General features: G+C 68.1%; 19 protein-coding genes. 14 read left to right on the forward strand and 5 right to left on the reverse strand.

Going from position 1 to position 18765, the window contains the following annotated elements:
* Positions 1–29: 29 nt before the first annotated feature.
* The 5 genes from ACZ7OI_RS26985 to rsmD all read right to left on the reverse strand — a co-directional run bounded on the left by ACZ7OI_RS26985 (position 30) and on the right by rsmD (position 3595).
* Positions 30–647, reverse strand: coding sequence for a YceD family protein (locus ACZ7OI_RS26985; protein WP_470266949.1), 618 nt, complete (start codon positions 645–647; stop codon positions 30–32).
* 106 nt (positions 648–753) lie between these two features.
* Entirely contained in the window at positions 754–1479 is a 726-nt protein-coding gene (locus ACZ7OI_RS26990; protein ID WP_344285830.1) for a DivIVA domain-containing protein, read from the reverse strand.
* A 153-nt stretch (positions 1480–1632) separates the two neighbouring features.
* Complete coding sequence (locus tag ACZ7OI_RS26995) at positions 1633–2352, reverse strand: ribonuclease domain-containing protein (protein ID WP_470266950.1); 720 nt, start codon at positions 2350–2352, stop codon at positions 1633–1635.
* A gap of 141 nt (positions 2353–2493) precedes the next feature.
* On the reverse strand, positions 2494–2976 hold the full coding sequence (gene coaD, locus ACZ7OI_RS27000) for a pantetheine-phosphate adenylyltransferase (protein ID WP_344285825.1): 483 nt from the start codon (positions 2974–2976) through the stop codon (positions 2494–2496).
* 52 nt (positions 2977–3028) lie between these two features.
* Positions 3029–3595 (reverse strand): 16S rRNA (guanine(966)-N(2))-methyltransferase RsmD, encoded by a 567-nt coding sequence (gene rsmD, locus ACZ7OI_RS27005; RefSeq protein WP_470266951.1) that lies wholly within the window; start codon positions 3593–3595, stop codon positions 3029–3031.
* A gap of 125 nt (positions 3596–3720) precedes the next feature.
* Here rsmD and ACZ7OI_RS27010 point away from each other — a divergent pair, with 125 nt between their 5' ends.
* The 14 genes from ACZ7OI_RS27010 (at position 3721) to ACZ7OI_RS27075 (ending at position 18527) form a co-directional block, all read left to right on the forward strand.
* Positions 3721–5844 (forward strand): HelD family protein, encoded by a 2124-nt coding sequence (locus tag ACZ7OI_RS27010; protein WP_470266952.1) that lies wholly within the window; start codon positions 3721–3723, stop codon positions 5842–5844.
* Positions 5845–5884: 40 nt separating this feature from the next.
* On the forward strand, positions 5885–6880 hold the full coding sequence (locus tag ACZ7OI_RS27015; protein WP_470266953.1) for an LLM class flavin-dependent oxidoreductase: 996 nt from the start codon (positions 5885–5887) through the stop codon (positions 6878–6880).
* Positions 6880–7683, forward strand: coding sequence for an alpha/beta fold hydrolase (locus tag ACZ7OI_RS27020; protein WP_470266954.1), 804 nt, complete (start codon positions 6880–6882; stop codon positions 7681–7683). Before ACZ7OI_RS27015 ends, ACZ7OI_RS27020 begins: the two co-directional genes overlap by 1 nt.
* Positions 7684–7972: 289 nt before the next feature.
* On the forward strand, positions 7973–8746 hold the full coding sequence (locus ACZ7OI_RS27025; RefSeq protein ID WP_470266955.1) for an MlaE family ABC transporter permease: 774 nt from the start codon (positions 7973–7975) through the stop codon (positions 8744–8746).
* The gene (locus ACZ7OI_RS27030; protein ID WP_470266956.1) at positions 8746–9588 is read left to right on the forward strand and encodes an MlaE family ABC transporter permease; all 843 of its coding nucleotides are present in this window, start codon (positions 8746–8748) and stop codon (positions 9586–9588) included. The genes ACZ7OI_RS27025 and ACZ7OI_RS27030 overlap by 1 nt, the downstream gene beginning before the upstream one ends.
* Positions 9585–10826: an MCE family protein gene (locus tag ACZ7OI_RS27035; protein WP_470266957.1), complete on the forward strand. Its 1242-nt coding sequence runs from the start codon at positions 9585–9587 to the stop codon at positions 10824–10826. The genes ACZ7OI_RS27030 and ACZ7OI_RS27035 overlap by 4 nt, the downstream gene beginning before the upstream one ends.
* Entirely contained in the window at positions 10823–11824 is a 1002-nt protein-coding gene (locus ACZ7OI_RS27040; RefSeq protein WP_470266958.1) for an MCE family protein, read from the forward strand. The genes ACZ7OI_RS27035 and ACZ7OI_RS27040 overlap by 4 nt, the downstream gene beginning before the upstream one ends.
* Entirely contained in the window at positions 11821–12804 is a 984-nt protein-coding gene (locus ACZ7OI_RS27045; RefSeq protein WP_470266959.1) for an MCE family protein, read from the forward strand. Before ACZ7OI_RS27040 ends, ACZ7OI_RS27045 begins: the two co-directional genes overlap by 4 nt.
* On the forward strand, positions 12801–13799 hold the full coding sequence (locus tag ACZ7OI_RS27050) for an MCE family protein (RefSeq protein ID WP_470266960.1): 999 nt from the start codon (positions 12801–12803) through the stop codon (positions 13797–13799). Before ACZ7OI_RS27045 ends, ACZ7OI_RS27050 begins: the two co-directional genes overlap by 4 nt.
* Positions 13796–14848 (forward strand): MCE family protein, encoded by a 1053-nt coding sequence (locus ACZ7OI_RS27055; protein ID WP_470266961.1) that lies wholly within the window; start codon positions 13796–13798, stop codon positions 14846–14848. The genes ACZ7OI_RS27050 and ACZ7OI_RS27055 overlap by 4 nt, the downstream gene beginning before the upstream one ends.
* Positions 14848–16053: an MCE family protein gene (locus ACZ7OI_RS27060; protein ID WP_470266962.1), complete on the forward strand. Its 1206-nt coding sequence runs from the start codon at positions 14848–14850 to the stop codon at positions 16051–16053. The genes ACZ7OI_RS27055 and ACZ7OI_RS27060 overlap by 1 nt, the downstream gene beginning before the upstream one ends.
* The gene (locus tag ACZ7OI_RS27065) at positions 16032–16733 is read left to right on the forward strand and encodes a hypothetical protein (RefSeq protein WP_470266963.1); all 702 of its coding nucleotides are present in this window, start codon (positions 16032–16034) and stop codon (positions 16731–16733) included. The genes ACZ7OI_RS27060 and ACZ7OI_RS27065 overlap by 22 nt, the downstream gene beginning before the upstream one ends.
* A 653-nt stretch (positions 16734–17386) precedes the next feature.
* Positions 17387–17857, forward strand: coding sequence for a hypothetical protein (locus ACZ7OI_RS27070; RefSeq protein WP_470266964.1), 471 nt, complete (start codon positions 17387–17389; stop codon positions 17855–17857).
* A 34-nt stretch (positions 17858–17891) separates the two neighbouring features.
* Positions 17892–18527: a hypothetical protein gene (locus tag ACZ7OI_RS27075; protein ID WP_470266965.1), complete on the forward strand. Its 636-nt coding sequence runs from the start codon at positions 17892–17894 to the stop codon at positions 18525–18527.
* The last annotated feature ends 238 nt before the right edge of the window (positions 18528–18765 follow it).

Raw genomic sequence — 18765 nt, forward strand, 5'->3', positions numbered from 1 at the left:
TACTTCTCCCGGATCGAGCTGGACGCTCGTCAGGCTTGCTCTCCGGAGCCGTGCGCAGGCTTTTCGCCCGCGTTCTCGTCGAATCGCTCGACCAGCGCGGCCCACCGAGGATCTATCTTCTCATGCCCGTGTCCGGGCTCGAGATCGGCCCACTTGACGCCGCATTCGATGCACAGTCCCGGGCAGTCCTCGCGGCACAGCGGGGCGAGCGGAAGCGCCAGCACCACGGCGTCGCGGACGGTCGGCTCGAGGTCGATCCGGTCGTCGACCAGGCGGGGGATCTCGTCCTCGTCGGTGGTCTCCTCGGTGGCCGATCCCGGGTAGGCGAACAGCTCGGTGAGGTCCACCTCGATGGTCTCGGTGACCGGGTCGAGGCAGCGCGAGCACTCGCCGGCGGCCACGGCCTCGGCGGTGCCGGTGACGAGGACGCCTTCGACGACGGATTCGAGCATCAGGTCGAGCTCGACGGGCTCGCCTTCGCGGATTTCGAGCACGCCGGGGACGCCGAGCGCGGTCGGCACGGGCGCGCTGCGGCGCAGCTCCCGGCTGAGTCCCGCGCGGCGGCCGAGCTCACGGGTGTCGACCACCCACGGGCTGCGGTCGTCGAGCTGCGCGGGGCGGGGGTTCTGGGCAGGGTTTTCGGACATCGCCTACCAGCGTACGCAGGCCCCGCGCAGGTCGCTGCGGCGCCTGGCCTGACCTGGTGCGCGCTGGTCCCGGCGGGAACCGGGATCAGCCTCGCGAGACGGGAGCTCAGACCTGGTAGTCGTACAGCGTCGAGCGGCCGCCGCCGTGGCCGGTCGAGGGCGAACGCAGGTGGTTGCGGCCCGAGTCGACCGTGCGCAGCGTGGTGGCCAGCAGCTCGGAGAACTCGGCCAGCTTGCCGTCCACGTACGCGTCGCAGTCGGCGCGCTGACGGTCGGCCTCGGCGTGCGCCTCGTCGACGATGCGCGCGGATTCGGCGTGCGCGGCCTGCACGACCTCGGTCTGCGAGACGAGCCGGGCCTGTTCGGCGCGGGCGTCCTCGATCGCGCGGTCGTAGGCGTCGCGGCCGGCCTGGATCATCCGCTCGGACTCGGCGCGGGACCGTTCGGTGAGGTTCTGGTACTCGGCCTGCCCGCCCGCGACCATGCGCTCGGCCTCGTTGTGGGCGTCGCCCAGCATCTGCTCCGCGCGGGCGCGCGCGTCGGCGAGGATGCGCTCAGCCTCGGACGTGGCGTCCGACACCGTCCGCTCGGCTTCCTCGTTCGCGCCGGCGACGGTCTCGCCCGCCTCCTTGCGCGCGGCCAGCAGCAGGTCGTCGCGTTTGTCGAGCACGTCCTGCGCGTCGTCCACTTCGCCGGGAAGCGCGTCGCGGACGTCGTCGAGCAGCTCGAGGACGTCGCCGCGGGGCACCACGCAGCTGGACGTCATGGGAACCCCACGGGCCTCTTCGACGATCGTGACGAGCTCGTCGAGTGCCTCGAAAACCCGGTACACGGCAACTCCCTCAAGCAGTTTCCCCGATCACTGGCTTCCAGTCTGCCCGCTTCGCAGCCTGAACCGGTGAACGAGCACCCGACCGGGCGTGTCCTGGCGCAGAACAGAAGGGGCGGTCCTGCCCGCCGGCAGGACCGCCCCGTCGCGTCGGAATCAGCCGTTGAGATCGATCTTCTGGAAGGTGGCGTAGTGGTCCGGCGTGTAGACGAGCTCGCCGCCGTCGCCGGAGATCACGCGGTCCTCCGAGCCGACGTCGTACAGCGTGTAGTAGCCGGCGTCGCACGCGGGCAGGACGCCCTCGCGGTTCTGGTAGGTCGTGCCGTCGCTGAGGGTGCCCGCACGCACGCCGTCGACGACCTTCTTGGCCTCATCGGACAGCGTCGAGTAGCCGACCGGGCTCAGCTTCGACAGGTCGCCGCACTTCGTCGGGGTGCTGCCGCCGTCGATGTCGATGACCTGGAACGACTCGTAGTGGTCGCCGGTGTAGAAGTACTCGCCGCCCTGGCCGGTCACGATCCGGCGGGTGCCGCGGTTGCTCGAACCGGGCGTGGGCACGGTGTACTCGTGGTAGTAGCTCGACGCGCAGGAGGGCAGGATCCCCTCGCGGTTGGTGAACACGACGCCGTCGTTCTTCGGGTACGGGAACGGGCCGTTCGTCTGGATGAGCTTGTAGGTGTCAGTCGCCTGCGCGGGCAGCGCCGACAGCTTGACGTGCGTGAACCCGGACAGATCCCCACAGGAGTTCTGCTTCGGCTGCACGGACGCCGGCGCTGCCGGGGACATCGGGACGGCCTCCGCGGCCGTGCCGAACCCCAGGAAACCGACCAGCAGTGCGAAAAGGACACCGACTATGCGGCTGCGGTTGTTGGTCATTTTCGGACGGTAACCCGGTCGGGTAGTCCGCAGAATGACGTGAGGTGAACAGCTTCAGGTCGCGGCCGAAGTCCCGACGAAGGCTGTAATCCGTTCAGGCTAAATCGGCCGCTGGTCTGGCCTTCCGGCCGGACACGGTGCTCAGTCCTGTTTGGCGTAGACCGCGACGAGGCGTTCGTACACCACCGGCGGCACCAGGTTCTCGATGTCGCCGCCGAGCGCCGCGATCTCCTTGACCAGCGAACTGGACACGAACCCGTACGCCGGGTTGTTGGCCATCAGCAGCGTTTCGAGGCCGGTGAGCTCGCGGTTCATCTGGGCCATCTGCAGTTCGTAGTCGAAGTCGCTGACCGAGCGAAGGCCCTTCGCGACCGCGGCGATGTCGTTGTCGCGGCAGTAGTCCACGAGCAGGCCCTGCCACGAATCGACGCGTACGTTCGGCAGCTTCGCGGTGATCTCGCGCAGGATCTCCATGCGTTCCTCGACGCTGAAGAGGCCCTTCTTGCTCTTGTTCACCCCCACGGCGACGACAACCTCGTCGAAGAGCGCCGAAGCACGCTCGATGATGTCGAGATGTCCGTTGGTGGCCGGATCGTAAGAACCGGGACAGACCGCACGCCGCATGGCGCGGACGCTATCAAGCCACGCGGTCGCGCGCGCACTCGTGACGACTGCGTCACACCTCAGATGAGCTGTCGTACTCAGCCCAGTACAGCGCCGTATCTCCGTAGCGCTTATCGCGAAGCGGCTTAAAGGTCGACGGCCAGACTGGAGCACCGTCGCGCGCAGCCCGTTCAATCACCGTCAACGCGCCGTCCGCGAGCCAGCCACCGCTGTGCAACGAAGCGAGCACTGTGCCCAGCGAAGCAGCGTCGACCGCGTACGGCGGGTCTGCGAGCACGACGTCGAACTGCACCGACGCAGGAGCGGCGACGACCGTCTCGACCTGGCCCGCGCGCACAGTTCCGCCTAGCCGCAGTTCGGCGACGTTGCCGCGAAGCACGTCTGCCGCCCGACGGTCGGCTTCTACGAACCACGCGTCCGCAGCACCCCGCGAAAGCGCTTCGAGACCGAGCGCGCCCGAGCCGGCGTAGAGGTCGAGCACGCGGGCGCCGTCCAGCTCACCGGCCACTTCGAGGGCGTTGAACAGCGCTTCCCGCACCCGCTCCGACGTCGGACGGGTGCCCTTGGGCGGCACCTTCAGCCGCCGTCCGCCCGCCTTCCCCGCCACGATCCTCGTCACCCGGCCATCTTCGCCCAAGGTCGCGATGTGGCGTTGGGCAGGACTTGCCGAACCCTCGCGCGCGGGCGCGTAGAGTCGTTCTTCGCCCTCCAGAGGCGAAGTCATGGTGTTCAAGGGAGCGTTGCGTGTCGGAACCCCGGGTGAGACGGGCTGAGATCGCCGTCGAGCAGGCACACGTCGACCGGGTCTACACGCGGCTCGCCGAGCTGCGGACCCAGGCCGAGGCGATGCGGGCCAAGGGCTACGAGCTCGGCCAAGGCGCCCAGCGCGAAGCGATCTTCGAGCAGGCGTCGATGCTGTTCGAACGCGACATGATGGTCTACCACGCGAACCAGACCCTGCAGACGCTCGACGCCGAGTACGAGGGCCTGGTCTTCGGCAGGCTCGACCACCTCGACCGCGAGCACATCTACGTGGGCCGGCTCGGGATCCGCGACACCGAGTTCGACAACCTGGTCACCGACTGGCGCGCGCCCGCCGCCGCCGCGTTCTACCAGGCCACCGCCGAAGAGCCGATGGACGTCGTGCGCCGCCGCGTCATCCGCTGCTCCGGGCAGACGGTGCTGGACGTGGACGACGACGTGCTGATCGCCGACGCCGTGCCCGAGGACATGCAGATCGTCGGCGAGGGCGCGCTGATGGCCGCGCTCGGCCGCTCGCGCGGCGAGAAGATGCGCGACATCGTGGCCACGATCCAGAAGGAACAGGACGAGGTCATCCGCGCGCCGTGGCGCGGGGTCACCGAGATCACCGGCGGCCCGGGCACCGGCAAGACGGCTGTCGCGCTGCACCGCGCGGCGTACCTGCTGTACCGGCATCGCCGTCAGCTCGGCGGCGCGGGCGTACTGGTCATCGGTCCGTCGGGCGTCTTCACCACGTACATCTCGCGCGTGTTGCCGTCGATGGGCGAAACGAACGTAGAGCTGCGCGCGCTCGGCGAAGTGCTCGACGGTCTCGAAGCGACACGGCAGGACACAGCCGCACTGGCCGCGATCAAGGGTTCGCTGCGGATACGGAAGGTGCTTCTGCGCGCGTTGCGCGACACCCCGCCCGAAGCACCGACGGAGCTGAAGATCGTCTACCGCGGCGAAGTCCTGAAGCTCACCGCGCGCGAGCTGGAGAAGGTACGGCGCAAGGCGCACACGCAGGGCGCGCCGCCGAACCGGTCGCGCGTACGCGTGGCAGAGCTGTTGCTGGGCGCGCTCGCGGACAAGGCCGAGGAGTACGCGAAGGCGGACGGCAAGGAGATCGACCGCGCGGAGCTGATCCACGATCTCGGCGAGCGCATCGAATTCCACCGCTTCCTCGTGGTGTGGTGGCCGACGCTGTACCCGGCGCAGGTGCTCAAGTGGCTCGGCGCCGAGAAGCGGCTCGCCGCGGCGTCGAAGGGCATTCTGAACCGGAACGAGATCAGCTTGCTGGCGGCCGATTTCGAGGACCGTTCGCGTGGCTGGTCGGTGGCCGACGTCGCGTTGCTGGACGAGCTGCGCGTGCTGGTCGGGCCGGAGCCGAAGCGCCGTCGTCGCCAGACCGTGGTCGAGGCGGCCCCGGAGCGCGGCAGTTCCGGAGGCGCGCCGCACCGTCCGGAGCATTACGACGAGTACTCGCACGTGGTCGTCGACGAATCGCAGGACCTTTCGCCGATGCAGTGGCGGATGGTCGGCCGTCGCGGCAAGTACGCGAGCTGGACCGTCGTGGGCGACCCGGTGCAGAGCTCGTGGCCGGATCCGGACGAGGCGGCGCAGGCGCGCGACCAGGCGTTCGGCGTGAAGACCACGCGACGGCGCTTCACGCTGCGCACGAACTACCGGAACTCGGCGGAGATCTTCGACCTCGCGGCGAAGGTCGTGGCCGGCCACGCGCAGGCCGACGAACTGCCCAAGGCCGTGCGCACCACCGGAATCGAGCCGGAGGTCCGTCCGGTCGACCAGGCCGCTTTGGCGACGGCGACGCAGACCGCGGCGAAGGAACTGCTCGGCGCTGTCGAGGGCACGGTCGGTGTGATCACTGCCATGGACCGCGTCGAAGAGGTCGAAGGCTGGCTCGCCGGGCAGACCGACGAGCGGCTCAAGGTCGTCGGCAGCCTCGATTCGAAGGGCCTCGAATACGACGCGGTCGTGCTGGTCGAGCCAATGGACCTGGTCACCGAGTCCTCGACCGGGCGGCGCGTGCTGTACGTCGCGCTCACCCGCGCGACGCAGCAGCTGATCGTGCTCGCCTCGAACCCGGACTGGCTGCCCCGCGCGTAAGGCGGGAAGGGAATCGCGGCCGCGCGCGTTACGGCTGTACGTGACCTCCCTGCCTGACGTGCCGCTGTCCGTGCTCGACCTCTCCCCCGTTTCCGAAGGGAAGGGGGTCGGCGAGGCGCTGCGCAACACGCTCGATCTCGCCCGCAACGCCGAGCGGCTGGGCTACCACCGGTACTGGCTCGCCGAGCACCACAACATGCCCGGCATCGCCAGCTCGGCCACGGCGGTGCTGATCGGGCACGTCGCGGACGCCACCGAGAGCATTCGCGTCGGCTCCGGCGGGATCATGCTGCCGAACCACGCGCCGCTCGTGGTGGCCGAGCAGTTCGGCACGCTGGAGGCGTTCCACCCCGGCCGGATCGACCTGGGCATCGGCCGCGCGCCGGGCACCGACCAGCGCACCGCGCTCGCGCTTCGCGGGCCGGGCGGGCTGTCCGCGGAGAACTTCCCCGAGCACCTGATGGAGCTCATCAGCTACTTCGAGCCGGACGCGGCGCGCGGCGTCAACGCGGTCACCGCCGAGGGCAACAAACCGCCGGTGTGGCTGCTCGGCTCGTCCGGCTTCAGCGCGCAGCTGGCCGGACGGCTAGGGCTGCCGTTCTCCTTCGCGCACCACTTCGCCGCCGAGAACACGATTCCGGCGGTCCGGCTGTACCGCGAGAACTTCCAGCCGTCGGAAGTCCTTTCCGAGCCGTACGTGATGCTCGGCGTGCAGGTGATCGCCGCTGAGACCGACGAGCGCGCGGAGTACCTGGCCGGGCCGAGCGGGCTGACCTTCCTCAGCCTCCGCCGCGGTCGTCCCATCGCGCTGCCGACGCCGGAGGACGCCGCCGAGTACCCGTACACCGAGATGGACCGCGCGTTCCTCGCCGAGCGGTTCGGGTCGAGCATCGTCGGCGGGCCGGAGAGCGTCCGGAAGGGACTGGACCAGCTGCTGGCCGACACCGACGCCAACGAGCTGATGATCACCACGATGGTGCACGGCCACGAGGACCGCGTGCGTTCGTACGAGATCGTCGCGGACCTGAAGCGCTGATGGAGGTCTTCGACTGGCACGGCCAGCAGGTGCGGTGGTCCCGGCAGGGTTCGGGGCCGCCGCTCGTGTTCTGTCACGGCACGCCGTGGTCGTCGAAGCTGTGGGAACCGATCGCCTCGACGTTCGCGCAGGACTTCACGGTGTACCTGTGGGACATGCCGGGCTACGGCAGTTCCACGATGGCCGAGGGGCAGGACGTTTCGCTGGCCGCGCAGGGCGAGACTTTCGCCGCGCTGCTGGACCATTGGGGTCTCGAAGAGCCGGACGTCGTGGCGCACGACTACGGCGGCGCGGTCAGCCTGCGCGCGTTTCTGTTGCACGGCGCGGCTTACCGGTCGCTGGCGCTGGTGGACGTCGTCGCGCTGGCACCGTGGGGTTCGGAGTTCTTCCGTCTGGTGGCGGAAAACGCGGACGTGTTCGCGCAGCTGCCGCCGAACCTGCACGAAGCTCTGGTGCGGGAGTACATCGCCGGTGCCGCCCACCGTCCGTTGTCCGCCGAAGCGCACGACGTGCTTGTCACGCCGTGGCTCGGTTCGGCTGGACAGGCAGCCTTTTACCGGCAGATCGCACAGGCCGATCAGCGGTACACCGACGAAATCGAGCCGCGCTATCGCGACATCAACGTGCCCACGCTCGTCGTCTGGGGCACCGAGGACACCTGGATCCCGGTCGACCGCGCGCACCGGCTCGCCGGGATGATCCCGGGCGCCGGGCTGGAATTGGTCCGTTCGGCCGGACACCTGATCCAGTTCGACGCACCCGAGGCGCTGACGGCTTCCCTGCACCGCTGGCTCGCCCGCTGAAATATCCGGAAACCGCCGCACCGGTATTTATTTTCCGGCACTGACAACCGCATTCCCGGCAGTTGTCACAACCGCACAAGAATTCGGCGGTTACGACGCCGTGACCCCGCAGGACGGGGCAAGTTCTTGTCTGCGGGCAAGGCCCTCGTTAGCGTACTGACCAGTAACGAAACCGCACGGTAACCCTGCCGACGCTTTCCTTCCGTCCCGATCCGCCAAACGGATCAGCACCGGAACGGGCGTTCGGCGGGCATTCCGCCGTGCCCGGAAATTGCTGGGAGGTCGGGCGATGGCGTTTCCCGGCGCCGCGGCACTGCACCAGACCGGCCGGCTTTACGCGCTGGGGCTCGACGTCGTCCGGCTGACGTTCCGCCGTCCGTTCCAGTTCCGTGAACTCGTGCAGCAGTTCTGGTTCATCGCGAGCGTGTCGATCCTGCCGACCGCGCTGGTGTCGATCCCGTTCGGCGCGGTGATCGCACTGCACATTGGGTCGCTGACCACGCAGATCGGCGCGCAGTCGTTCACCGGCGCGGCGAGCGTGCTGGCGATCATCCAGCAGGCCAGTCCGATCGTGACCGCCCTGCTGATCGCGGGGGCGGGCGGCAGCGCGATGTGCGCGGACCTCGGCTCCCGCACGATCCGCGAGGAAATCGACGCGATGGAGGTCCTCGGGGTTTCGCCGATCCAGCGGCTGATCGTGCCGCGCGTGCTGGCCGCGATGGGCGTGGCGGTGTTCCTCAACGGCATGGTCAGCGTGGTCGGCGTCCTCGGCGGCTACTTCTTCAACGTGATCATGCAGGGCGGCACTCCGGGCGCGTACCTGGCGAGTTTCTCCGCGCTGGCGCAGCTTCCCGACCTGTGGATCAGCGAGGTCAAGGCGCTGCTGTTCGGCTTCGTCGCCGCAGTCGTCGCGTCGTATCGAGGGCTGAACCCGCGCGGCGGGCCGAAGGGCGTCGGCGACGCGGTGAACCAGTCCGTCGTCATCACGTTCCTGCTGCTGTTCGTGCTGAACCTGATCCTCACCACGGTGTACCTCCAGCTCGTGCCGCCGAAGGGAAGCTGATGGCCACCCCGACTCCGACGCGCGTGCTCGAAGCCATCGACCGCAGGCTCGGCTTCCTCGACACTCTCGGCGACCAGATCCTGTTCTTCCTGCGCGCGCTCGGCTGGGTGCCGCGCGCGCTGCGCCGGTACCTGCGCGAGATCGTCCGGCTGCTGGCCGAGGTGAGCTTCGGCAGCGGCGCGCTGGCGGTGATCGGCGGGACCATCGGCGTCATGGTCGGGATGACCGTCGCGACCGGAACTGTCGTTGGGCTGCAAGGGTATTCGGCGCTGAACCAGGTGGGCACTTCGGCGTTCGCCGGGTTCATTTCGGCGTACTTCAACACGCGCGAGATCGCGCCGCTGGTGGCCGGGCTGGCGTTGTCGGCGACGGTCGGCTGCGGGTTCACCGCGCAACTGGGCGCGATGCGGATCTCGGAGGAGATCGACGCGCTCGAGGTGATGGGCATCCCGAGCGTGCCGTATCTGGTGACCACGCGGGTGATCGCCGGGTTCATCGCGGTGATTCCGCTGTACGCCGTGGGGCTGTTGTCGTCGTATCTCGCGTCGCGGCAGGTCACGGTGTGGGGCTTCGGGCAGTCGGCGGGCACGTACGATCATTACTTCCTGCTGTTCCTGCCACCCGGCGACGTGCTCTGGTCGTTCGGGAAAGTGCTGATCTTCAGCGTCGTCGTGGTGCTCGCGCATTGCTACTACGGCTTCCGCGCGAGCGGCGGTCCGGCGGGCGTCGGCGTCGCGGTCGGACGGGCGGTGCGGACGGCGATCGTCGCGATCAGCGTCCTGGACTTCTTCCTCAGCCTGGCCATCTGGGGCGCCACGACGACCGTCCAGGTGGCCGGATGAACCGGCGCTGGCACAAGACCCGAGTCCGCACCGCCGGGGTGCTGTTCCTCGCGGCGCTGTCGGCGTTCGTGCTGCTCACGGTGAAGATCTACAACAAGGACTTCACCACCACGGTCCCAGTGACGCTGCAGGCCGACCGCGTCGGCAACCAGCTGCGCGCGGGCGGGCAGGTGAAGGCGCGCGGCGTCGTGGTCGGCGAAATCCGGGGCGTGCACGCGATCCGCGGCGGCGCGGAGATCTCGCTGGCGCTGGATCCGGAGCAGGTGAAATGGCTGCCGGTCAACGTCTCCGCGCTGCTGGTGCCCAAGACCCTCTTCGGCGAACGGTACGTGCAACTGTCCATTCCGGACACTGAGCGCAAGCGGCCGTTGCGGGCCGGAGACGTGATCTCTCAGGACCGGTCGGCGAACGCGATCGAACTGGAGCGGGTCTTCGACAACCTGCTGCCGGTGCTGAAAGCCGTGCAGCCGCAGAAACTGGCGACCACGCTGACCGCGGTTTCCACTGCGTTGCAAGGCCGGGGCGCGCAACTGGGCCAGACGCTCGCGACCGCGTCGGACTACCTGCGGCGGTTCAACCCGAACCTGCCGCAGCTGGACCGAAACGTGCGCGACCTGGCCACCGTCACCCAGATGTACGGCGACATCGCACCCGATCTGCTCGACGCGCTCACCGATTCGTCAGTCACCCTCGGCACGGTCGACGCGAAGCGCACGGACCTCGGCTCGCTGTATCAGCAGGTCACGACGTCGTCGCGGGACCTCACGACGTTCCTGCGGCAGAACCGGAACAACATCATCGCGTTGTCCTCCGACAGCCGCCGTCCGCTCGAAATCGGCGCTAAGTACTCCCCCAGCTTCCCTTGCACTCTACAGGCGCTCACCGACTTAAAACCGTCGATGGACCGGGTCCTCGGCGCCGGGTCGAAAGAACCCGGAATACACGTCGAGGTCACTGTGTCGAAGTCGCGCGGGAAATACGTGCCGGGCAAGGACGATCCGGCGTACACCGAGAAAACCGGCCCGCGCTGCTACCCGAGCGGGGTGGCGCCGACCGCCGGAACTCCGGCGACCGTGCCGTCGCCCGGCGACCTCGGCATCGCCAATTCCCCGCAGGAGCAGCAGTTCCTGGCTTCGTTGGTCGCGCCGTCACTGGGCATTTCGACCGCTGACGTGCCGACGTGGGGCAGCGTGCTCGTCGGCCCGCTCTACCGCGGAACGGAGGTGACGGCGAAGTGAGAAACCTTGCCGCTCCCCTGGTCAAAAGCCTGATCTTCATCCTGGTCACGGTCCTCGCGACGGTCATTCTCGCCTTGTCGATCACCGGCGGCTCGGTCGGCGGGAGCCAGCGGTACGGGGCCACTTTCCTCGACGCCACCGCGTTGAATGTCGGCGACGACGTGCGGATTTCCGGCGTGAAGGTCGGGCAGATCGAAGACCTCGGCGTGACCGGCCACAACCGCGCGCACGTCAGTTTTTCGCTCGAGAACGGCCGCACAGTGCCCGCCAACGTGACCGCGGTGATCAAGTACCGCAACATGGTCGGCCAGCGCTATCTCGCACTGGAACGCCCCCGCACCAACTCCGGAGTATTGCCGCCGGGCGGCGAAATCCCCCTCGACCGCACGACTCCCGCGCTCGACTTGACCGACCTTTTCAACGGCTTCAAACCGCTCTTCCAAGCACTGTCGCCCAAGGACGTCAACGATCTGTCCGGCGAGATCGTCCAAGTGCTGCAAGGGGAAGGCGGCACAGTGACCGAACTGCTGCAGCACACCGGATCGCTCACCAGCACGCTCGCCAGCCGGGACCGCGTGATCGGCGAGGTGATCGGCAACCTGAACTCGGTGCTGAAAACCGTGAACGGCAAGGGAGATTCGCTCGCGACGCTGGTGTCGACCCTGCGACAGCTCGTGTCCGGCCTCGCCGAGGACCGCACGGCGATCGGCGACGCGGTGTCCGGCCTGGCCGAGCTGACGCAGTCCACCAGCGGATTGCTCACCGAAATCCGGCCCGGCCTGAAGGACAGCATCTCCGGGCTCGACGCGCTGACCCAGAACCTGAACAAGGGGGAAGCCGACGTGGACAAGGCTCTGACCACGTTGCCGCGCAAGCTGAACGGCATCGGCGCGCTCGGGTCGTACGGCTCGTGGATGAACTTCTACCTCTGCAGCGCCGTCCTGCAAACGACACCGCCGCGCGGGGTGCCGGCGACCGCGGCGAGGTGTGGCGCGTGAAGTCGTTCCGGGAGCGCAATCCGCTCGTGCTGGGGGTCGTCGGCAGCGTCGTGCTGGCCGCGATCCTCACCGGCACGCTGAACTACAACAACCTTCCGTTCCTCGGCGGCACCACCTACCAGGCCGAATTCGGCGAGGCCGCCGGGCTGCAGGCGGACGACGAGGTGCGGATCGCCGGGATCAAGGTCGGCGAGGTGTCCCGGGTCGACCTGGACGACGACCACGTGCTGGTCAGCTTCCGGGTGAAGAACGCCTGGATCGGCGACCGGACGTCCGCGCAGATCAAGATCAAAACGTTGCTGGGCCGGAAATTCCTCGCCCTCGACCCGTCCGGGCGCGCGGAGCAGAACCCGGACCAGCCCATACCGCGCGACCGCACGGTGACCCCGTACGACGTGACCGACGCGTTCAACGGCCTCGCCGACACCGCGGGCGCGATCGACACGAAACAGCTCGCGACCAGCTTCTCGACAATCAGCGACACCTTCCGCAACTCGCCGCAGCACGTCCGCACCGCGCTCGACGGGCTCAGCGCGCTGTCGAAAACGGTCTCGTCGCGCGACAACGAGATCGCCGAACTGCTGGCCAACGCGCGCAAGCTGACCACCACCCTCGCCAGCTCGAATGACGACTTCGAGAAGCTCGTCAAGGACGGCGATCTGCTGCTCACCGAACTGGACCACCGCCGCGAAGCGATCCACCAGCTGCTCGTCGGAACCCAGCAGCTCGCGAAACAGCTGTCCGGCCTGGTTTCGGACAACACCGCGCAGCTCGCTCCAGCGCTCAAGCAGCTTGACCAGGTCACCGATCTGCTGCAACGCCAAGACGCGAACCTCACGCAAAGCCTCAAGCTCGCCGGGCCGTACTTCCGCGTGCTGAACAACACGGCGGGCAACGGCCGCTGGATCGACAGCTATCTGTGCGGGCTCATCCCGGAGAACCGCGATCCGTGCACCCCGCCGAAGGGAGGCGCGAAATGACCGCGCGCGCATACCGTTTCGTCGTCTTCCTGCTGGTGATGGCCTTGGTGGTCTGCGGCGTGCTGTGGTGGGTGTTCTCCGGATCCGGCCGATACCGTGTCACGGCTTATTTTTCGCGAGCCGTCGGTGTCTACAGTGGATCCGACGTCCGGGTGCTCGGGGTGAAGGTCGGCGAAGTCACCGCGGTCCTCCCGCAGGGCGAGCAGGTCCGTGTCGACTTATCGGTAGATCCGCACATCCCGGTCGCCGCCGACACCACCGCGCTGGTCATCGCGCCGAGCGTGGTCGCGGACCGCTACGTCCAGCTGGGCAAACTCGCCCGAAGCGGCCCGCGCTTGGCCGACGGCGCGGTGATCGGCACCGACCGCACGGGCACGCCGGTGGAGCTGGACCAGCTGTACTCGAGCCTGGACACGCTGAGCAAAGCCCTCGGCCCGAACGGCGCGAACGCCAACGGCGCGCTGTCGGATCTTCTGCGCACCGGCGCGGCAAACCTGGACGGCAACGGCAAGGCGTTCAACACCTCCGTCCGCGACTTCGCCCGCCTCGCGCGCACGCTGGCGGGCAACTCCTCGGACCTGTTCGGAACGGTCGACGAGCTGCAGAAGTTCACCACCATGCTCGCCACGAACGACCACCAGGTCGCGGACGTCAACCAGCAGCTGGCCAAAGTGTCCGACACCCTCGCCGCGAACCGCTTCGAGCTTTCCGACGCCCTGCGCTCGCTCGCCGGCGCGCTCGCCTCCGTCCAGGGCTTCATCCGGGACAACCGAGCCGCGATCAAGTCCAATGTAGACAAACTGGCCAAGACGACGCAGCTCCTGGTCGACCAACGCGCTTCGCTGGCCGAAGCGCTGGACGTCGCCCCGCTGGCCGCCCAGAACGTGCTGAACGCGGTCGATCCGGCCACCGGACGTCTGCAGGGACGCTCCAACCTGCTGGAATACCTGCCGCTGCCGGCAACGGACGTGGCCGTGACGGGAGGCGGCCGATGAAGGCGCGACGGCTTTTGCTTGCGCTGGCAGTGAGCACGCTCGCCGGCTGCGCCGCACCCGGCGGCTTCCGGGGCGTCTACGACCTCCCGCTGCCCGGCGGCGCGGACCTCGGCGCGCATCCGTACGAGATCACCGTCCAGTTCGCCGATGTCCTGGACCTGGTCCCGCAGGCCGCGGTGAAGGTGGACGACGTCCCCGTCGGCCGCGTCCAGTCGATCCGGCTGGGCTCCGACGGCTGGACCGCCGAAACCGTCTTGGCCGTCAACGGCGACGTCCACCTGCCCGCGAACGCCGTCGCCCGCCTGCGGCAATCGTCGCTGCTGGGCGAGAAATTCGTCGAACTGGCCGCGCCCGTCACCGCACCCTCCGGCCAGTTGGGCGACAAGGCCGTCATCCCGGTGTCGCGAACCAACCGCAACCCGGAGTTCGAGGAGATCTTCGGCGCGCTGTCCCTGCTGCTCAACGGCGGCGGAATCGGTCAGCTGCAGACGATCAACCGCGAACTGACGAAGGCCATGGACGGCAACGAGGAGGAGATCCGCAGCTTCCTCGCCGGAGTCAACCAGCTCATGACGAACCTGGACGCCCACCGCCGCGACATCACCGCCGCCCTGGACGGCCTCAACCACCTCTCCGCGACGCTGGCTGACCGAAACTCCCAGATCGCCGACGCCCTCACCGATCTCACCCCGGGCTTGAAGACCCTCACCGACCAGCGACCGCAACTGGTGACGATGCTGCAATCGCTGGACCAACTGTCCACAGTGGCCACTGACGTCACGAACAAGAGCCGCGACGACCTCGCCGCCGACCTGCGCGCACTCGCCCCCATCCTGCACCGCCTGGCCGATGCGGGCCAAAACCTGCCCAAGGCGTTGGAAATCCTGCCCTCGTTCCCGTTCACCGACCCCGTGCTGGACGCGATCAAGGGCGACTACGTCAACGTCTACGCCTCGATGGTTCCCGGCTCCGGCGTTCCGCTGCCCCCGCCTGGCCAAGGCGTCCCGCCAGGCCTCCCGACGCTCCCGCTCTCGCCAGGGGGCCACTGATGCTCACCAGACGGATCCGGCTTCAGGTCATCGCTTTCGTGATCGTCGCCTTGGCCGCGACTTCCTTCGTCGGCGCGAAATACGCCGGAATCGCGCGCCTTGTCGGCGCCGGCACCTACACCGTCCGCCTGGAACTTTCCGAAGGCGGCGGCATCTTCACCAACGGCGAGGTCACCTACCGAGGCGTGGCCGTCGGCCGGATCGGCCCGCTGCGCCTGACCGACCACGGCATGGAAGCGGACCTGCTGCTGGACACGTCCGCCCCGCCGATCCCTTCCAACTCCCGCGCAATCGTCGCGAACCGGTCCGCCGTCGGCGAGCAGTACGTCGACCTGCAACCGTCAACCGACCGCGGGCCTTTTCTGGAGGACGGCAGCGTAATCCCCCGCAGCGCGACCGCCCTGCCGCTTCCGGTGCAGACGTTCCTGTCCGATGTGGACTCATTGACCGCTTCGGTGCCGACAGAGGACCTGCGCACAGTGGTGAACGAACTGGACAACGCGTTGCAAGGCAGCGGCCCTGACCTGCAACTGCTGATGGACACCGCGAGATCCTTCACGAACTCCGCCTCCGCCCACCTGCCGCAGACAGTGAAACTCATCGACGACGGCTCGACGGTGCTGAAAACCCAAGCCGCCTCCTCGACAGCGTGGCGAGACTTCAGCCGAAACGCCCGCCTGTTCGCCTCGCAACTGGCCTCCTCGGACGGCGACCTGCGAAAACTGATCGCCACCGCCCCGCCCGCCGCGACCCAGGTGACGGGTTTGCTGCGGGACACCAGCCCCGGCCTGCCCATCCTGATGGCAAACCTGCTCACGACGGCCGACGTCTTCAGCGCCCGAACCGACGGCCTCGAGCAGTTGCTGGTGACCCTGCCGAAAACCGTCGCCGCGACGTCGTCGGCCATCACTCCCGACGGCGGGAAACTGTCGCTGGCCTTGACGTTCTTCGACCCGCCTCCGTGCAGGAAGGGGTACGAGAGCACGAAGGTCCGCAGCAGCGCGGAACTGCCGGTGCTCCCGTTCAACACCTCCGCCGCCTGCACCTTGCCCGCCGGGGACCCGTCGTCGGTGCGCGGTTCGCAGAACGCTCCGCATCCCGGGGTGCCGGAGCCGGCCAAGCCCGGGGGAGTTTCCGGGGTGGCCGGAGGGCTTCCGACGTCGACTGATCTGGAGGAGATGCTGTGGCTACGCCGGGGAAACTGAAGGTGTCGCCGGAGGTTGCTTCTTCCGGTTATGTCGCCTTGCCTTCTGCTGAGGTTGCTTCTTCCGGTGACGCCACCTCGCCGTCTACTGCTGCTTCCTGTCCCGTTACCAGCGGCTCCGAGCGCCCCGCCGCCAACGATCAGACCTCTGCCCCACCCGTCGACGCAGACACCCCGGCCCCCTCCACCGCCAAACCCCGCCGCCCCCTGATCTGGGCCGCCGGAATCGCCCTGACCGCAGCCGCCGCTTTCGCCGCCTGGTCAGCCTGGTCGTGGCACGCCGCCGCGACCGCCCCCACCTCAACCGCGGGCACGACCAGAGACGAGGCCGTCACCGTCGGCCGCACCCTGATCACCACCGTGACCACCTTCGATCCACAACACCGAGACCAAGCCCTAGCCCACTGGCAATCCGCGACGACCGGCACCCTGCAGACGTCCCTGCCCAGCAACATCCCGTCCGACGGCTCCACCACCACCGGCCACGTCCTCGACGCCGGACTCTCCGACCTGGACGCCGAAGCAGGCACCGCGAAACTCCTCGCCTCAGTGGAAATCACGGTCACCAAGGACGGCACCGCACAACCCATCCGCCGCACCCGCCTGGCAGCGACGATGACCCGCACAGCCTCCGGCTGGAAACTCAGCTCACTGGAGCAATGGGGGGTGGCCGGATCATGAAACTCACCGTGCGCCGGTCGAAGTCATCCACCGGGCCGGTCGATTCCCCAGCGGACGCAACGGAAGCCGAACAGCCGTCCGCCGCTTCTGCCGTGGTATCAGCTGCCGATCCGCGAACGACAGCGGAAGCCGCAGCCGCCCAAACAGCAGACAAAGCCGCCGACCCGCCCATCACCGCAGAAACCACAGCCGCCCAGCCAGCCAACGCAGCCGCCCATCCGGCCAACGCAGCCACTCAGTCAGCCAACACAGCCGCCCATCCGGCCAACGCAGCCACTCGCCCTCCCATCACCGCAGAAACCACCCCGCACCCCACCGACTCAACTCCCCCACCGTCCGCCTCAACTCCCCACCTGTCCGCAACAACCTCCCGTCCAGATCAACCACCCGCCGCCATCGAGCCCACCCAACCTCCCGTCTCCGAACCCGAAACCGCCCAACCCCCGGCCGCCGAACCCCAAGCTGCCCAACCCTCCGCTCCCGACCCGCTCGACGCCGAGCCAACTCCCTCCCCGCCTCCCGCAGGCCCCGCCGACTCCCGACCTCCCGCCGACTCCCCGCCTCCCTCAGATCCCGCCGACTCCCCACCTCCCACAGATCCCGCCCCCTCCACCCCGGCCAACACCCGCCGTCTCCCCGCACTCCTCCTGTCCTTGACCGCACTCCTCACCGCAGCCGGCGTCTGGTGCACCGTCGAAGCTCGCTCCACCTCCGCGTCCGACGCCGCCTCCAACCACGCGCTCACCGATCAACCCGCCACCGCCGAAGTCACCTCCGCCGTCAGCCTCGCCCTCAACAAGATCTTCTCCTACACCTACGACAAAACCGACGTCACCGAGAACGCCGCAGCCACCCTGCTTCGCGGCCACGCCCGCGATTCCTACGAAAAGCTCTTCGCCCAGGTCCGCACCATGGCCCCGAACCAACGCCTGACCCTCACCTCTCGCGTCTCCGCTGCCTCCGTGCAGCAACTCGCGAATGACCACGCGCAGTTGCTCGTTTTCCTGGACCAGTCCGCCACGAGAGGGAATTCCGCCACTCCGGAGACAGCCGCCGCACAACTGTCCGTCACCGCTCAGCGAATTGACGGAAACTGGTGCATCACCGACCTCTCGCCCCGATGAAATTCTGTTTCCTCACCGCCGAAGGAGTACCGTCATGCCCATTTCCCGGATCGCCCGAATCGGCGTGCTCGCAGCGGCCGCCGCGACCGCGGTCAGCCTCGCCTCCGCCGTTCCCGCGTCGGCGACCGAAATACCCATTCCGATCTCTTACTCGGTGACCGGAAGCACGGTCGTCAAGAAGACCGGCAGCACGCTCGACCTCGGCCCCGGAAGTCTCGCCGGAAATCTCCTCGTCGACGACCAAACCGGAGCCGTGGGCCTCAACGCCAATCTGCAATTGCCGCCGTCCACCGCGCACATTTCACTGCTCGCGGGCGGTTTCAAGATCAAGGCGACGGTCACCGTCACCCCGACCGCGCCCGCCACCGGCACCCTCGCGAACGGCACCCTCACCACCCACGAGACCGCGAACATGGAGATCAGCGACATCTGGGCAGGCCCGATCGTGCCGGTCTTCCCGGTGCCGACGGTGCCCGGCAGCTGCACGACCGTCAAACCGATCGACCTGACCCTGGCCGCGGCGAACGTCGACATCACCAAGCCGATCACGCTTACCGGAAACTACACCATTCCAGACTTCAAGAACTGCTTCATCGCCGATCTCGCACTGGGCGCACTGGTGTCCGGCCCGGACAACACGATCTCCCTGACTCTCACCTCCAAGAACTGATCAACAACACGAAAACGGAGTGCCGGAAACTGTTCCGGCACTCCGTTTTCGCATACCCGACCTTCCCGGAATTGTCATCCCTCAACGAAACGACGATACTGTTTACGCTGCCGCTGACAAAAGAATCGGTCCAGTTGCCAACCCGCGAAACAGGCGCGGACCAGGGTTGTTGCCGACTGAACTCACGGGTAACCTTGGGCTCGCGGCCGGGATTCCCTACCGAGCCGATCCCCGTTCC

It is taken from the genome of Amycolatopsis sp. NPDC114503 (assembly GCF_055633655.1).

What these genes read in the sequence shown, in the direction of transcription:
- coaD (WP_344285825.1), bottom strand. Translation starts at nt 2,976, where the DNA reads ATGCGGCGTGCGGTCTGTCCCGGTTCTTACGATCCGGCCACCAACGGA.
- ACZ7OI_RS27055 (WP_470266961.1), top strand. Translation starts at nt 13,796, where the DNA reads ATGAAGGCGCGACGGCTTTTGCTTGCGCTGGCAGTGAGCACGCTCGCC.
- ACZ7OI_RS26995 (WP_470266950.1), bottom strand. Translation starts at nt 2,352, where the DNA reads ATGACCAACAACCGCAGCCGCATAGTCGGTGTCCTTTTCGCACTGCTG.
- ACZ7OI_RS26985 (WP_470266949.1), bottom strand. Translation starts at nt 647, where the DNA reads ATGTCCGAAAACCCTGCCCAGAACCCCCGCCCCGCGCAGCTCGACGAC.
- ACZ7OI_RS27060 (WP_470266962.1), top strand. Translation starts at nt 14,848, where the DNA reads ATGCTCACCAGACGGATCCGGCTTCAGGTCATCGCTTTCGTGATCGTC.
- ACZ7OI_RS27025 (WP_470266955.1), top strand. Translation starts at nt 7,973, where the DNA reads ATGGCGTTTCCCGGCGCCGCGGCACTGCACCAGACCGGCCGGCTTTAC.
- ACZ7OI_RS27030 (WP_470266956.1), top strand. Translation starts at nt 8,746, where the DNA reads ATGGCCACCCCGACTCCGACGCGCGTGCTCGAAGCCATCGACCGCAGG.
- ACZ7OI_RS27075 (WP_470266965.1), top strand. Translation starts at nt 17,892, where the DNA reads ATGCCCATTTCCCGGATCGCCCGAATCGGCGTGCTCGCAGCGGCCGCC.
- ACZ7OI_RS27035 (WP_470266957.1), top strand. Translation starts at nt 9,585, where the DNA reads ATGAACCGGCGCTGGCACAAGACCCGAGTCCGCACCGCCGGGGTGCTG.
- ACZ7OI_RS27020 (WP_470266954.1), top strand. Translation starts at nt 6,880, where the DNA reads ATGGAGGTCTTCGACTGGCACGGCCAGCAGGTGCGGTGGTCCCGGCAG.
- ACZ7OI_RS27050 (WP_470266960.1), top strand. Translation starts at nt 12,801, where the DNA reads ATGACCGCGCGCGCATACCGTTTCGTCGTCTTCCTGCTGGTGATGGCC.